Source organism: Pseudomonas sp. 21LCFQ02 (assembly GCF_024129895.2).
Lineage (GTDB): Bacteria > Pseudomonadota > Gammaproteobacteria > Pseudomonadales > Pseudomonadaceae > Aquipseudomonas.
Genome location: NZ_CM178749.1, coordinates 201,739 through 215,292, shown reverse-complemented (window position 1 = coordinate 215,292; position 13,554 = coordinate 201,739). Strand labels below are relative to the sequence as shown.

The window sequence follows — 13,554 nt, the reverse complement described above, 5'->3', positions numbered from 1 at the left end:
ATTTCATGCAGAATAAAATCGACGCACCTAAACAAAAGCTCACCCTGAGCGACCCCAAAGTGCGCGCCTGGCTATTCCAGATCATCACCGTCGTAGCGGTGATCTCCCTGGGCTGGTTTCTCTTCGATAACACCCAGACCAACCTGGAACACCGTGGCATCACCTCTGGTTTCGGCTTTCTGGAGCGCAGTGCCGGCTTCGGCATCGCCCAGCACCTGATCGACTACACCGAAGCGGACAGCTACGCCCGGGTCTTCGTGATCGGATTGCTCAACACCTTGCTGGTATCGTTTATCGGCATCATTCTGGCAACCCTGCTGGGGTTCGTCATCGGTATCGCCCGCCTGTCGCCCAACTGGATGGTCAACAAGCTGGCAACTGTCTACGTCGAGGTTTTCCGTAACATTCCGCCCTTGCTGCAGATTCTGTTCTGGTACTTCGCGGTATTCCTGACCCTGCCCGGGCCACGCAATGCCCATGGTTACCTCGACATGTTCTATGTCAGCAGCCGCGGCGTGAACATGCCAAGAGCCCTGGCGGCCGAAGGCATGACCGCCTTTGTGGTCAGCCTGGTGGTGGCGGTGATCGCCACTGTCCTGATGAGCCGCTGGGCCAACAAGCGTTTCGAACTGACCGGCGAGCCGTTCCACAAGTTCTGGGCCGGCCTTGCCATCCTGCTGGCCATTCCGGGCCTGAGCATGCTGGTATTCGGCGTGCCCGTGCACTGGGAAATGCCTGAGCTGCGCGGTTTCAACTTTGTCGGCGGCTGGGTCCTGATCCCTGAACTGCTGGCCCTGACTCTGGCCCTGACTGTATATACCGCGGCGTTCATCGCCGAGATCGTGCGGTCGGGCATCAAGTCGGTGAGCCACGGCCAGACCGAGGCGGCTCGCTCGCTTGGGCTGCGTCCTGGTCCGACCCTGCGCAAGGTGATCATTCCTCAGGCACTGCGGGTGATCATTCCGCCGCTGACCAGCCAATACCTGAACCTGGTGAAGAACTCGTCCCTGGCGGCCGGTATCGGCTATCCGGAGATGGTCTCGCTGTTCGCAGGAACCGTGCTGAACCAGACCGGTCAGGCCATCGAGGTCATTGCCATCACCATGAGCGTGTACCTGGCAATCAGCATCAGCATTTCTCTGCTGATGAACTGGTACAACAAGCGCATTGCGCTGATCGAGCGGTGAGGAAACGCGCATGAGCACACATATTTTCAAACCTAATCTGGCGCCACCCAAGGCCACTGTCGGGGTGATCGGCTGGATGCGTTCGAACCTGTTTTCAAGCTGGTTCAATACGCTGCTGACGCTGTTTTCGCTATATCTGGTCTGGCTGATTCTGCCACCGATCATCAACTGGGCCATTCTGGATGCGAACTGGAGCGGCACAACCCGCGCCGACTGCACCAAGGCGGGCGCCTGCTGGGTGTTCATCGAGCAGCGCTTCGGGCAGTTCATGTACGGTTACTTCCCCGGCGACCAACGCTGGCGCGTCGACCTGACCGTGATCCTGGCCATCGTCGGTATCGCGCCGCTGTTCATCAAGGCGGTGCCGCGCAAGGCGGTCTACGGCCTGAGCTTTCTGGTGCTGTACCCGATCATTGCCTTCTACCTGCTGCACGGCGGTGCGTTCGGTCTGAGCACCGTACCGACCAGCCAGTGGGGCGGCCTGATGCTGACCCTGGTGATCGCCACGGTGGGTATCGCCGGTGCTTTGCCGCTGGGTATCCTGCTGGCGCTGGGGCGGCGTTCGAACATGCCGGCGGTGAAGGTGGTTTGCGTGACCTTCATCGAGTTCTGGCGTGGCGTGCCGCTGATCACCGTGCTGTTCATGTCCTCGGTGATGCTGCCGCTGTTCCTGCCTGAAGGCATGAACTTCGACAAGCTGCTGCGGGCGCTGATCGGCGTGATCCTGTTCCAGTCGGCGTACATCGCCGAGGTGGTGCGCGGTGGCATGCAGGCCATTCCCAAGGGCCAGTATGAAGCCGCTGCGGCCATGGGCCTGGGCTACTGGCGCGCGATGGGCCTGGTGATTCTGCCGCAAGCCCTGAAGCTGGTGATTCCCGGCATCGTCAACACCTTCATTGCCCTGTTCAAAGACACAAGCCTGGTGATCATCATCGGTCTGTTCGACCTGCTCAACAGCGTCAAGCAGGCTGCGGCCGACCCGACCTGGCTGGGCATGGCGACCGAGGGCTACGTGTTCGCGGCCCTGGTGTTCTGGATTTTCTGTTTCGGTATGTCCCGCTACTCCATGCATCTGGAGCGCAAGCTGGACACTGGCCACAAGCGTTAGGAGTTTCGTGATGAGTGAAGCAGTCAAAAAGCCTCTGGGCGCTGAAGGCATGATCCGCCTGGAAGGCGTGCACAAGTGGTATGGCCAGTTCCATGTGCTCAAGGACATCAACCTCAATGTTCGCCAGGGCGAGCGTATCGTGCTGTGCGGCCCGTCCGGTTCGGGCAAGTCCACCACCATTCGCTGCATCAACCGTCTGGAAGAACACCAGCAGGGCCGGATCATCGTTGATGGCACTGAGCTGACCTCGGACCTGCGGCAGATCGAAACCATCCGCCGTGAGGTGGGCATGGTGTTCCAGCACTTCAACCTGTTCCCGCACCTGACCATTCTGCAGAACTGCACCCTGGCACCGATGTGGGTACGCAAGATGCCGAAGAAGGAAGCCGAAGAGATCGCCATGCACTACTTGCAGCGTGTGCGTATCCCGGAGCAGGCCAACAAGTACCCAGGTCAGCTCTCCGGTGGTCAGCAGCAGCGTGTGGCGATCGCCCGCGCCTTGTGCATGAAACCGAAAATCATGCTGTTCGACGAGCCAACCTCGGCACTGGACCCGGAAATGGTCAAGGAAGTGCTCGACACCATGGTCAGCCTGGCCGAAGAGGGCATGACCATGCTTTGCGTAACCCACGAAATGGGCTTTGCCCGGACCGTGGCCAACCGCGTGATCTTCATGGACCGCGGCGAAATCGTCGAACAGGCTGCACCTGACGACTTCTTCGATAACCCGCAAAGCGACCGTACCCGCCTGTTCCTGAGCCAGATCATTCATTGATCGACGCTTGAGCGATAAAGAACCCGGGCCTGGTGCCCGGGTTTTTTAGCCCCGCAACCCAAGCTCCAGCCGGCTGAACCTTGTAATCCTCGCGCCTCTCCAACAGGATACTTGCCCCCTTCTGCCAAGGGGTGTTACCTGATGTCTGAGGATTCAATGACTGCCCAGCCGCCCCACGACCGCCCCGATACCCTGACCGAGACCGTAACGCTGACGCCTGCGCCGCAGCCGGCGCGCACCTGGCTGTTGCTGCTGGGGCTGGTGCTGGTGGCGCTGAACCTGCGCCCTGCGTTGTCGAGTATCGCGCCATTGCTCAATGACGTGTCTGTGGCATTGGGGTTGTCTGCGGCCGATGCTGGCCTGCTGACCACCCTGCCGGTGTTGTGCCTGGGCTTGTTCGCCCCGCTTGCCCCGCTGCTGGCCCGGCGTTTCGGTAGCGAGCAGGTGGTGTTATGGGTGTTGTTGTTACTGGCTGCTGGCATCCTGCTGCGCAGTCACCTGGGGGTATTCGGGCTGTTTGCCGGTAGCCTGTTGGCCGGCGCAAGTATCGGCGTCATCGGCGTGCTGCTGCCTGGTATCGTCAAGCGCGATTTCCCCAAACAAGCCGGCACCATGACCGGCGTTTACACCATGGCGCTGTGCCTGGGCGCAGCGTTGGCCGCCGCCAGCAGCGTGCCGCTGAGCCATCGTTTTGATAACAGCTGGGCCATCAGTCTCGGGGTCTGGTGTGTGCCGGCGCTGATTGCCGCCGTGCTCTGGTGGCCGCAGACCCGTGCCCGGCATGCCGTGCAACAAGCCCGTTATCGGGTCAAGGGGCTATGGCGTGATCCGTTGGCCTGGCAGGTAACTCTGTACATGGGCCTGCAGTCATCGCTGTCTTACATTGTCTTCGGCTGGTTGCCTTCTGTGCTGATCGGCCGCGGCCTCGACCCGACCCAGGCCGGATTGCTGTTGTCCGGCTCGATCATGATGCAAGTGATCAGCGCCTTGACCGTGCCTGGGCTGGCGGCGCGCTGCAAAGACCAGCGGCTGGCGGTGATCATCGCCATGTCGCTGACCCTGGCGGGGTTGTTCGGTTGCCTGTACGCCTCGCTGGACGGTCTATGGGGCTGGGCCATCGCGCTGGGCGTAGGGCAGGGCGGCACGTTCAGCCTGGCGCTGGCGCTGATCGTGTTGCGTTCGGGCAACTCGCATATCGCCGCCAACCTGTCGAGCATGGCCCAGGGGGTTGGCTATACCCTGGCCTCGGCGGGACCGTTCGCGGTGGGGCTGGTGCATGAGATGACCGGCAGTTGGGATGCCATCGGCTGGGTCTTCGCGGTGCTCGGTCTCGGCGCGATGATCGCGGCGCTGGGCGCAGGACGCAACCTGCAGGTCCAGGTCAGCTGTGAAAAGGTCTGATATGCCCCATGACAAGTGGCCATTGGCTGCCTATTGTGCACAGATCTTTTCCTGAACGAGACGCAGCGATGAGTGATGAGCAGCAAAGCCAGGACCATATAGCCTTGATTACGCGTTTTTACGAGGCGTTCAGCCGGCTGGACGCTGAGGCCATGAGCGCCTGCTACAGCGACGATGTGCTGTTCAGCGACCCGGTGTTCGGCGAGTTGCGTGGTCGTGAAGCGGGCGACATGTGGCGCATGCTGACCGCGCGTGCCAAAGACTTTTCAGTCAGCTTCGACAACGTGCGCGCCGACGGGCGCAGCGGCGCGGCGCACTGGGTGGCGACTTACCTGTTCAGCCAGACCGGGCGTACCGTGGTCAATGATATCCAGGCGCGCTTCGTGTTCCGTGACGGCAAAATCTGCGAGCACCATGACCACTTTGACCTGTGGCGCTGGTCGCGTCAGGCGTTGGGCGCCAAGGGGCTGCTGCTGGGCTGGACGCCGCTGGTGCAAAACGCCATTCGTGCTCAGGCGCACAAGGGCCTCAAGGCGTACCAACGCAATGCCTGAAACCCTCGCGGCACCGGTGGCCAAGCCCTGGTTTGTCTATCTGGTCCGGGCTGCCAACGGCTCGTTGTATTGCGGTATCAGCGACGATCCGCAGCGTCGCTTCAACCAGCACCAGAGTGGCAAGGGCGCACGCTTTTTCCACTCCAGCCCGGCGCTGGCGCTGGCCTATGTCGAGTCCTGGCCGAGCAAGGCCGAAGCCTTGCGCCAGGAGCGTTTGATCAAGAAGCTGCGCAAGAGCGCCAAGGAAGCACTGGCCCGATCAGACTGGCAATTGCCCGTTCAGTCACTGGGCTGATCGTTGCGCGAACAACTAAGCTGTGGTCTCGCCAATCAAGGAAGCGACCATGTCCGAATTGATCCTGCACCATTACCCCGCCTCGCCATTTGCCGAAAAAGCCCGCCTGATGCTGGGCTTCAAAGGCCTGTCATGGCGCTCGGTGTTCATTCCCCCGGTCATGCCCAAACCCGATCTGATCGCCTTGACCGGCGGCTACCGCAAGACCCCGGTGCTGCAAGTGGGCGCTGATATCTATTGCGATACGGCCCTGATCGCCCGCCGTCTTGAGCAGGAAAAGGCCACGCCTGCGCTGTTTCCCATAGGGCACGAGTTTGTCGTTGCCGGGCTGGCCGCCTGGGCCGACGCCACCCTGTTCCAGCACGCGGTCGCCCAGGTGTTCCAGCCTGAGGTACTGGCCGAGCGTTTTGCCAGGTTACCGGCGGCAGCGGTGGAGGCATTCAAGGCTGATCGTGCGGGGTTGTTTGCCGGCGGTACGGCGGCGCGTCTGCCGCTGGAGCAGGCCAGGCATCAGTGGCCGGCTCTCCTGAGTCGGCTGGAGCAGCAATTGCAGCGCAGTGGCGATTATCTGTTTGGCGAGCCGTCGCTTGCCGACTTCGCGGCGGCTCACCCGCTGTGGTTCCTGCGTCAGGCGCCCTTGACCGCGGCAGCGGTGGACGATTACCCGAACGTTCTGGCCTGGCTCAAACGGGTTGAAGGCTTCGGCCACGGCACGCTGACCGCCATGACCGCGCAAGAGGCTATCGAAGTGGCTCGTAATACCACCCCAATTGATGTGCCGGAAGAACGCTTCACCGACCCCAATGGCTGGGCTGTCGGTGATCGTGTAGCGATTGGGGCCATTGATTACGGCGTTGATGCGGTGGAGGGCGAGTTGGTGTTCAGCGGCCGTGAAGAACTGATTCTGCGCCGCGAAGATGAGCGCGCCGGGATCGTACACGTACACTTTCCGCGTCTGGGCTTCAGGATCGAGAGGCGCTGACCGGCGTTCGTCGCCGCCGTGGCGCTGTAACGCGTGACGCCGTAGGACAAATGCCGATCAGTTAAGGACAGCGCGGCCCGGTGGGAGTCGGCTTAGCCGACGAATGCTGCGGCACATCCACAGCAGATGTGCCGGTTTTACTGGCCCTTTCGCCGTCGCCCGGCCGCTCCTACTGCAATGCCTTCTGAATCTGCTCCGGGGCAAAATCCCGGAGCAGGGTGCCGTTCACGTCCAGCATGGGAATACCCCGGCCACCGAGCGCCTCGTAAGCGGTGCGGCCTTCTGTCGAGGCCTCGATATCGTATTCCTTGAAGGCAATGCCCTGGCTGTCGAGAAAGCGCCGCGCCTGCTTGCAGTAGCCGCACCAAGGCGTCGAGTACATCACCACCCTGGCTTGGCTGTAGCGTTGTGCGTCGCTGGCCGCTGGCGGGTTGAAGAAGTGTTCGATCTTGCCCCAGTTCTGGTAGATCACCACCACCAGCAGGATCAGCGCAACTTTCTTGAGGGTGCGTTGCAGCATGGGCTCAGCGGCGCTTCAACTGGTCGGTCAACTGGGTTGGCAGACCCTTGATGATCAGCGTGCCGGCGTCTTCGTCATACTCGATACGATCGCCCAGCAGGTGAGCCTCGAAGCTGATCGACAAGCCTTCGGCGCGGCCGGTAAACCGACGGAACTGGTTCAGGGTCCGTTTATCGGCCGGAATCTCTGGCGACAAGCCGTAGTCCTTGTTGCGGATATGGTCGTAGAACGCTTTGGGGCGTTCTTCGTCGATCAGCTCTGACAACTCCTCCAGGCCGATCGGTTCGCCGAGTTTGCTCTGGCTGCTGGCGTAGTCAACCAGCGCCTTGGTTTTCTCGCGGGTGGCTTCTTCGGGCAGGTCTTCGCTTTCGACAAAATCGCTGAATGCCTTGAGCAGGGTGCGGGTTTCGCCGGGGCCGTCGACACCTTCCTGGCAGCCGATGAAGTCGCGGAAGTACTCCGAAACCTTCTTGCCATTCTTGCCCTTGATGAACGAAATGTACTGCTTGGACTGCTTGTTGTTCTGCCACTCGGAAATGTTGATCCGCGCCGCCAGGTGCAACTGGCTCAGGTCCAGATGCCGCGACGGGGTGACGTCCAGGGAGTCATTGACCGCGACACCTTCGCTGTGATGCAGCAGGGCGATGGCCAGGTACTCGGTCATGCCTTGCTGATAATGGGCGAACAGCACGTGGCCGCCGGTCGACAGGTTGGATTCCTCCATCAGCTTCTGCAGGTGCTCGACCGCAATGCGCGAGAACCCGGTGAAGTCCTTGCCGCCGGCCAGATACTCTTGCAGCCAGCCACTGAACGGATAGGCTCCTGACTCGCCATGGAACAGCCCCCAGGCTTTACCCTGCTTGGCGTTGTAGCTTTCATTGAGGTCGGCGAGCAGGTTTTCGATGGCCATCGATTCGGCCAGCTCCGAGTCGCGGGCATGCAGGACTGCGGGGCTGCCGTCAGGTTTCTTGTCGATCAAATGGACGATGCAATGACGGATCGGCATGGAAGTCTCGGCTGAAAAAAATGAAAAACGCTCAGGCGCGCAAGTGTAACGCAGGGCTGCTGAAAATGGCCGGGTGTGGTGGTTTTTCAGCCAGCAAAGATTTTTTTACTTATTTTTGCCTTAAAAGCCCGCAAAACCTGACCAAAAGGAAAGTCAGAGGCGGATATTTGCTTGGCTCTGTGCTAGTTTTGCGCCGTCCTGCGCACTTCAGCGCGTCAGGCATGCAGTTTGTGTGCGTGCTGGCGAACCAATTTCAGGTTTCAGTATCTACATTTCTCGATTGATCGTGGCTGCCAATGGCCGACGTCGCACTCTGCAATCCATATGAATTTTATAGGGAAGGAACACTACATGGCTCTTACCAAAGACCAGTTGATCGCCGATATCGCAGACGCTATCGACGCGCCTAAGACCACTGCGCGTAACGCTCTCGAGCAGTTGGGCCAGATCGTTGCTGATCAACTGGAAAACGGTGCTGAAATTACCCTTCCAGGTATCGGCAAGCTGAAAGTCAGCGAGCGTCCAGCTCGTACCGGCCGCAACCCTTCGACTGGCGCTGCCATCGAAATCGCTGCCAAGAAAGTTGTCAAGTTCGTACCAGCCAAAGTGCTGAGCGACGCGATCAACAAGTAAGCATCCGCTTGCAACAGAAAAGCCGTGTACTGGGTCTCCAGTCACGGCTTTTTTGTGGGTGACTTTCAGGCTGTCGGCCAGCGCTCGGCACGCCACTTGGCCTGTTCTTGCAGGTCATGAAAGGTCCAGGCCACGAAGCGGCTCTGTTTCTGGCCCTGGCCCATCTCCAGCACCTGGACATCAAAGGCGCCGATCTTTTTCAGGTGTTGCTGGATCTGCGGCAGGTTGGCGGCCTTGGACACCAGGGTGCTGAACCACAGCACCTGTTCGGGGATCAGCGCGCTTTCGTCGATCATGCGGGTCACGAACGCGATCTCACCGCCTTCACACCACAACTCCTGCGCCTGGCCACCGAAGTTGAGGACCGGCAGCTTGCGCTTGGGGTCGGCCTTGCCCAACGCTTTCCATTTGCGCTGGCTGCCCCGTGTTGCCTCTTCACGGGACGAATGGAATGGCGGGTTGCACATGCTCAGGTCAAAGCGCTCATCGGCGCCCAGCAGGCCGCTGAGGATGTGCTGGCGGTCGCTTTGCTGACGCAGCTCGATGGCCTTGCTCAGCTTGTTGGCCTTGACGATGGTCTGCGCGGCGGCTAGGGCGGTGTGGTCGATTTCCGAGCCGGTGAAATGCCAGCCGTAGTCGGCATGGCCCAGCAGTGGATAGATGCAATTGGCGCCGGTGCCGATGTCCAGCACCTTGATCGCTGCGCCGCGTGGAATCTGCTCCTGATTGCTGCGGGCCAGCAGGTCGGCCAGCAAGTGCAGGTAGTCAGCCCGACCGGGAATCGGCGGGCACAGATAATCGGCCGGGATGTCCCAATGCGCGATCCGGTACTGGGCCTTGAGCAAGGCGCGGTTGAAGACCCGTACCGCCTGCGGGTTGGCAAAGTCGATGCTTTGCTTGCCATAGGGGTTGAGGATAACGAAATCGGCCAGCTCCGGGCTGCTCTTGATCAGGGCGGCAAAGTCGTAACGGCCTTGATGGCGGTTGCGCGGGTGCAGAGTGGCCTTTTCCCGCGGTACGGCGGGTTTGGTCTGGCGTTGCGGTTTGTTGCGTGGCGGCTTGATGCGGTCGGTCATGGCGCGAGTCCGGCGGTGTCTGGCCTATTCGCGAGCAAGCTCGCTCCCACAAGGGGGAACGTGCTCGCGAATGCGTCAGCGCAGTGAATAAAAAAGCCAGCCCGTGAACGGGCTGGCTCGGTGTATCACGGCCTTACAGGCTACTGATACGGGCGTGCTGCTCGGCCAGCTTGGCCAGCGCCTGTTCGGCTTCGGCCAGTTTGGCGCGCTCTTTGGCGATCACGTCGGCAGGGGCCTTGTCGACGAAGGCGGCGTTGGACAATTTACCGCCCACGCGTTGCACTTCGCCTTGCAGACGCTGGATTTCCTTGTCCAGCCGCGCCAGCTCGGCGCCTTTGTCGATCAGCCCGGCCATTGGCACCAGCACCTGCATTTCGCCCACCAGGCCGGTGGCCGACAGCGGCGCTTCGGCACCGGGCTGCAGAACGGTGATCGACTCGAGCTTGGCCAGCTTCTTGAGCAGGTGCTCGTTGTCGTGCAGGCGACGCACGTCTTCGGCGTTGCTGTTGCCGAGGAACAGTTGCAGCGGCTTGCCAGCGCCGATGTTCATTTCGCCACGGATGTTACGCACCGCCAGCATCAGGCCTTTGAGCCATTCGATGTCGCCTTCGGCGGCCTCGTCGATACGGGTCTCGTTGGCCACCGGCCATGGCTGGAGCATGATGGTCTTGCCTTCGGCACCGACCAGCGGCGCCAGGCGCTGCCAGATTTCTTCGGTGATGAACGGCATGAACGGATGCGCCAGGCGCAGAGCGACTTCCAGGACGCGCACCAGCGTGCGGCGGGTGCCGCGCTGGCGCTCGACCGATGCGTTCTCGTCCCACAGCACGGGCTTGGACAGCTCCAGATACCAGTCGCAGTACTGGTTCCAGATGAACTCGTACAGCGCCTGGGCGGCCAGGTCGAAGCGGAACTGCTCCAATTGGCGGGTCACTTCGGCTTCGGTGCGTTGCAACTGGGAGATGATCCAGCGATCAGGCAGCGACAGCTCGTAGGCTTCGCCGTTCTGGCCACAGTCTTCACCCTTGTCCAGCACGTAGCGCGCAGCGTTCCAGATCTTGTTGCAGAAGTTGCGATAGCCCTCGACGCGGCCCATGTCGAACTTGATGTCGCGGCCGGTGGAGGCCAGCGAGCAGAAAGTGAAACGCAGGGCGTCGGTGCCGTAGCTGGCGATACCTTCGGCAAACTCCTGACGAGTCTGCTTCTCGATCTTCTTGGCCAGTTGTGGCTGCATCAGGCCACTGGTGCGTTTTTGCACCAGGGTTTCCAGGTCGATGCCGTCGACGATGTCCAGCGGGTCAAGCACGTTGCCCTTGGACTTGGACATCTTCTGGCCCTGGCCATCGCGTACCAGACCATGGACGTAGACGGTCTTGAACGGAACCTGAGCGGTGCCGTCGTCATTTTTCACCAGGTGCATGGTGAGCATGATCATCCGCGCAACCCAGAAGAAGATGATATCGAAGCCGGTGACCAGCACGTCGGTGGAGTGGAAGGTCTTCAGCGCTTCGGTCTTCTCTGGCCAGCCGAGGGTGGAGAAGGTCCACAGACCCGAACTGAACCAGGTGTCGAGCACGTCGTTGTCCTGATTCAGAACCACGTCGGCGCCCAGGTTGTTCTTGGCCCGCACTTCGGCTTCGTCGCGACCGACATAGACCTTGCCGGACTGGTCGTACCAGGCCGGAATACGGTGACCCCACCACAGCTGACGGCTGATGCACCAGTCCTGGATGTCGCGCATCCAGGAGAAGTACATGTTCTCGTACTGCTTGGGCACAAACTGGATGCGGCCGTCTTCGACGGCGGCGATGGCAGGCTCGGCCAGAGGCTTGGTCGACACGTACCACTGGTCGGTCAGCCATGGCTCGATAACGGTGCCGGAGCGGTCGCCTTTCGGCACTTTCAGCGCGTGGTCATCGACGCTGACCAGCAGGCCGGCAGCGTCGAAGGCGGCGACGATCTGCTTGCGTGCCTCGAAGCGGTCCAGGCCGGCGAATTGCGTGGGCAGGGTGCTGTCCAGGCTCTCGTTGAGGCTGCCATCGATGTTGAACACCTGGGCCTTGGCCAGCACCACAGCGTTCTTGTCGAAGATGTTGATCAGCGGCAGGTTGTGACGCTTGCCGACTTCATAGTCGTTGAAGTCATGGGCCGGGGTCATCTTGACGCAGCCGGTGCCGAACTCGGGGTCGCAATAGTCATCGGCAATGATCGGAATGCGACGACCTACCAGCGGCAGCTCGACAAACTTGCCGATCAATGCCTGGTAGCGTTCGTCAGCCGGGTTAACGGCCACCGCCGAATCACCCAGCATGGTTTCCGGGCGCGTCGTGGCGACCACCAGGTAGTCTTTGCCTTCGGCGGTTTTTGCGCCGTCAGCCAGCGGGTAACGCAGGTTCCACAGGTGACCTTTCTCGTCGTGGTTTTCCACTTCCAGGTCAGAAATCGCGGTGTGCAGCTTGGTGTCCCAGTTCACCAAGCGTTTGCCACGGTAGATCAGGCCGTCTTCGTAGAGGCGCACGAAGGCTTCCTGGACGGCGGCCGACATGCCGTCGTCCATGGTGAAGCGCTCACGGGACCAGTCCACCGAAGAGCCCAGACGGCGGATCTGGCGGCTGATGTTGCCACCGGACTCGGCTTTCCATTCCCAGATCTTGTCGAGGAATTTCTCGCGGCCCAGTTCATGGCGGTTCAGGCCTTGGGCTTCAAGGCGACGCTCGACCAGCATCTGGGTGGCGATACCGGCGTGATCGGTGCCTGGTTGCCACAGGGTGTTGCGACCCTGCATGCGGCGGAAACGGATCAGCGCGTCCATGATCGCGTTATTGAAGCCATGGCCCATGTGCAGGCTGCCGGTCACGTTCGGCGGCGGGATCATGATGGTGTACGAGTCACCCGAGCCCTGCGGAGCGAAGTAGTTCTCGGACTCCCAGGTCTGGTACCAGGAAGTTTCGATGGCGTGCGGCTGGTAAGTCTTGTCCATGCGCGGCGGGAACCTGTGGCATTGATTCGGAAACCGGCAAGTATACCCCTGTGGTGGAGCTGCAAGCCACCAGTGGCAAGCGCCAGGCCCAAAGCGGCGATTGGGTTGAATCAGCCGCTATGGGTTGCTGGGCTCAGTTTTTATTGCCGGTGCTGGCCAGCAGTCGTTCCAGCCGTGCTTCAAGACGCCGCTTGATCTCGGTTTCGATATGCGGGGCGAAGTCGCTGATGACGTCCTGCATGATCAATTGCGCGGCCGAGCGCAGCTCGCTGTCCAGGTGCAGCAGGGCGTCGACACTGGGCGGTACGTCGGGGGTGGGGGCTTCGGCGGCGGGCAGCGCTGCTGTAGCCTGTTGTGCGGGGGCAGCGTCAGCCGGGTCGGCAAGGTGTACCGGCGGCTGGGGCGGGCTTTCGACCACATCGAACAGCAACGGGATCTGTTCTTCGTAGTGAACCGTTTCGGTCAGCAGGGGCGGTTGCAGGTTCTCGTCGCCGAGCAGCTTGCGGATCGATTCGAGATCGTCCAGCAGATGCGCGGATTCAGCTTTTTTTGAAGTATCCATCGTTTACTCAAAGACGCTGTAGTCGGTGGTCTTGCGGAGCATAGCCCTGTTCGCGGTAGGTGCGAAAACAGGTCCGCGCCGCCTGGCGAACAGCCGGGTCTTCGATTACGACCTCGGCAACCCGGGCAAATTGCTTGAAAAATGCCGGGATCTGCAAATCGAGGTTGATCAGCAGATCCCGATGCTCGCCCGCCGCATCGCCCAGGCCCAGAACCACGGGGGCCTGGTGGTCAGTTTCGGCATCGCCGTGGGGCACGAAGCTTTCGCCCTTGAAGCGCCACAGGCGCGCGTCGAGATCATCGCGCTGGGCGGCGTCGCTGCAATGCAGGTAGACCCGATGGCCAAGCCGCCAGGCCTTCTCCGTGAGCTTGCAGGCAAAGTCCAGCCGGGCCTCGCTGGCCGGGCTGGGTAAAATATAGAAGTCGATCTGGGGCATGTCAGTTCCGCAAACGGCCGCGCCCGCATTGATACAGGC

At 61.2% G+C, this 13,554-nt stretch carries 15 protein-coding genes; 9 read left to right on the top strand and 6 right to left on the bottom strand.

All coding sequences use genetic code 11. From position 1 onward, the window contains the following. Nucleotides 1-5 precede the first annotated feature (5 nt). From NJC40_RS01010 to NJC40_RS00980, 7 genes are all read left to right on the top strand, one after another. A complete protein-coding gene (locus tag NJC40_RS01010; RefSeq protein ID WP_045482938.1) occupies nucleotides 6-1,187 on the top strand; it encodes an amino acid ABC transporter permease in 1,182 nt (393 codons plus the stop codon). Nucleotides 1,188-1,197: 10 nt separating this feature from the next. Next, nucleotides 1,198-2,295 (top strand): amino acid ABC transporter permease, encoded by a 1,098-nt coding sequence (locus tag NJC40_RS01005; RefSeq protein ID WP_253140531.1) that lies wholly within the window; start codon nucleotides 1,198-1,200, stop codon nucleotides 2,293-2,295. Between the two features lie 10 nt (nucleotides 2,296-2,305). Next, complete coding sequence (locus tag NJC40_RS01000; RefSeq protein WP_045482932.1) at nucleotides 2,306-3,070, top strand: amino acid ABC transporter ATP-binding protein; 765 nt, start codon at nucleotides 2,306-2,308, stop codon at nucleotides 3,068-3,070. Nucleotides 3,071-3,211: 141 nt separating this feature from the next. Next, nucleotides 3,212-4,471, top strand: coding sequence for a CynX/NimT family MFS transporter (locus tag NJC40_RS00995; protein WP_363321679.1), 1,260 nt, complete (start codon nucleotides 3,212-3,214; stop codon nucleotides 4,469-4,471). A 68-nt stretch (nucleotides 4,472-4,539) separates the two neighbouring features. After that, complete coding sequence (locus NJC40_RS00990; protein WP_253140530.1) at nucleotides 4,540-5,025, top strand: nuclear transport factor 2 family protein; 486 nt, start codon at nucleotides 4,540-4,542, stop codon at nucleotides 5,023-5,025. Continuing rightward, the gene (locus tag NJC40_RS00985) at nucleotides 5,018-5,320 is read left to right on the top strand and encodes a GIY-YIG nuclease family protein (protein WP_253140529.1); all 303 of its coding nucleotides are present in this window, start codon (nucleotides 5,018-5,020) and stop codon (nucleotides 5,318-5,320) included. Before NJC40_RS00990 ends, NJC40_RS00985 begins: the two co-directional genes overlap by 8 nt. A gap of 49 nt (nucleotides 5,321-5,369) precedes the next feature. Beyond that, a complete protein-coding gene (locus tag NJC40_RS00980) occupies nucleotides 5,370-6,302 on the top strand; it encodes a glutathione S-transferase N-terminal domain-containing protein (protein ID WP_253140528.1) in 933 nt (310 codons plus the stop codon). A gap of 169 nt (nucleotides 6,303-6,471) precedes the next feature. On the opposite strand, the gene NJC40_RS00975 is transcribed toward NJC40_RS00980, so the two are convergent. Further along, the gene (locus tag NJC40_RS00975) at nucleotides 6,472-6,822 is read right to left on the bottom strand and encodes a glutaredoxin domain-containing protein (protein ID WP_253140527.1); all 351 of its coding nucleotides are present in this window, start codon (nucleotides 6,820-6,822) and stop codon (nucleotides 6,472-6,474) included. Between the two features lie 4 nt (nucleotides 6,823-6,826). Further along, nucleotides 6,827-7,828 (bottom strand): nucleoid-associated protein YejK, encoded by a 1,002-nt coding sequence (gene yejK, locus NJC40_RS00970; protein ID WP_253140526.1) that lies wholly within the window; start codon nucleotides 7,826-7,828, stop codon nucleotides 6,827-6,829. Between the two features lie 20 nt (nucleotides 7,829-7,848). Between yejK and NJC40_RS00965 the strand changes: the two genes are divergently transcribed. Next, nucleotides 7,849-8,112, top strand: a complete 264-nt coding sequence (locus NJC40_RS00965; protein ID WP_253111800.1) for a hypothetical protein — start codon at nucleotides 7,849-7,851, stop codon at nucleotides 8,110-8,112. Between the two features lie 67 nt (nucleotides 8,113-8,179). Beyond that, on the top strand, nucleotides 8,180-8,461 hold the full coding sequence (locus NJC40_RS00960) for an HU family DNA-binding protein (protein WP_045482913.1): 282 nt from the start codon (nucleotides 8,180-8,182) through the stop codon (nucleotides 8,459-8,461). 65 nt (nucleotides 8,462-8,526) lie between these two features. Here the strand turns inward: NJC40_RS00960 and rlmF are convergent, their stop codons facing one another. From rlmF to NJC40_RS00940, 4 genes are all read right to left on the bottom strand, one after another. Beyond that, nucleotides 8,527-9,537, bottom strand: a complete 1,011-nt coding sequence (gene rlmF / locus NJC40_RS00955; protein WP_253140525.1) for a 23S rRNA (adenine(1618)-N(6))-methyltransferase RlmF — start codon at nucleotides 9,535-9,537, stop codon at nucleotides 8,527-8,529. A gap of 133 nt (nucleotides 9,538-9,670) precedes the next feature. Continuing rightward, nucleotides 9,671-12,517 (bottom strand): valine--tRNA ligase, encoded by a 2,847-nt coding sequence (locus NJC40_RS00950; RefSeq protein ID WP_253140524.1) that lies wholly within the window; start codon nucleotides 12,515-12,517, stop codon nucleotides 9,671-9,673. A gap of 133 nt (nucleotides 12,518-12,650) precedes the next feature. Continuing rightward, nucleotides 12,651-13,079: a DNA polymerase III subunit chi gene (locus tag NJC40_RS00945; RefSeq protein WP_253111803.1), complete on the bottom strand. Its 429-nt coding sequence runs from the start codon at nucleotides 13,077-13,079 to the stop codon at nucleotides 12,651-12,653. A 7-nt stretch (nucleotides 13,080-13,086) separates the two neighbouring features. After that, entirely contained in the window at nucleotides 13,087-13,515 is a 429-nt protein-coding gene (locus NJC40_RS00940) for a DNA polymerase III subunit chi (protein WP_045482903.1), read from the bottom strand. Between the last annotated feature and the right edge of the window lie 39 nt (nucleotides 13,516-13,554).

What these genes read in the sequence shown, in the direction of transcription:
- yejK (WP_253140526.1), bottom strand. Translation starts at nt 7,828, where the DNA reads ATGCCGATCCGTCATTGCATCGTCCATTTGATCGACAAGAAACCTGAC.
- NJC40_RS00965 (WP_253111800.1), top strand. Translation starts at nt 7,849, where the DNA reads ATGAAAAACGCTCAGGCGCGCAAGTGTAACGCAGGGCTGCTGAAAATG.
- NJC40_RS01005 (WP_253140531.1), top strand. Translation starts at nt 1,198, where the DNA reads ATGAGCACACATATTTTCAAACCTAATCTGGCGCCACCCAAGGCCACT.
- NJC40_RS00945 (WP_253111803.1), bottom strand. Translation starts at nt 13,079, where the DNA reads ATGGATACTTCAAAAAAAGCTGAATCCGCGCATCTGCTGGACGATCTC.
- NJC40_RS00995 (WP_363321679.1), top strand. Translation starts at nt 3,212, where the DNA reads ATGTCTGAGGATTCAATGACTGCCCAGCCGCCCCACGACCGCCCCGAT.
- rlmF (WP_253140525.1), bottom strand. Translation starts at nt 9,537, where the DNA reads ATGACCGACCGCATCAAGCCGCCACGCAACAAACCGCAACGCCAGACC.
- NJC40_RS01010 (WP_045482938.1), top strand. Translation starts at nt 6, where the DNA reads ATGCAGAATAAAATCGACGCACCTAAACAAAAGCTCACCCTGAGCGAC.
- NJC40_RS01000 (WP_045482932.1), top strand. Translation starts at nt 2,306, where the DNA reads ATGAGTGAAGCAGTCAAAAAGCCTCTGGGCGCTGAAGGCATGATCCGC.
- NJC40_RS00975 (WP_253140527.1), bottom strand. Translation starts at nt 6,822, where the DNA reads ATGCTGCAACGCACCCTCAAGAAAGTTGCGCTGATCCTGCTGGTGGTG.
- NJC40_RS00950 (WP_253140524.1), bottom strand. Translation starts at nt 12,517, where the DNA reads ATGGACAAGACTTACCAGCCGCACGCCATCGAAACTTCCTGGTACCAG.
- NJC40_RS00985 (WP_253140529.1), top strand. Translation starts at nt 5,018, where the DNA reads ATGCCTGAAACCCTCGCGGCACCGGTGGCCAAGCCCTGGTTTGTCTAT.
- NJC40_RS00960 (WP_045482913.1), top strand. Translation starts at nt 8,180, where the DNA reads ATGGCTCTTACCAAAGACCAGTTGATCGCCGATATCGCAGACGCTATC.
- NJC40_RS00980 (WP_253140528.1), top strand. Translation starts at nt 5,370, where the DNA reads ATGTCCGAATTGATCCTGCACCATTACCCCGCCTCGCCATTTGCCGAA.
- NJC40_RS00990 (WP_253140530.1), top strand. Translation starts at nt 4,540, where the DNA reads ATGAGTGATGAGCAGCAAAGCCAGGACCATATAGCCTTGATTACGCGT.
- NJC40_RS00940 (WP_045482903.1), bottom strand. Translation starts at nt 13,515, where the DNA reads ATGCCCCAGATCGACTTCTATATTTTACCCAGCCCGGCCAGCGAGGCC.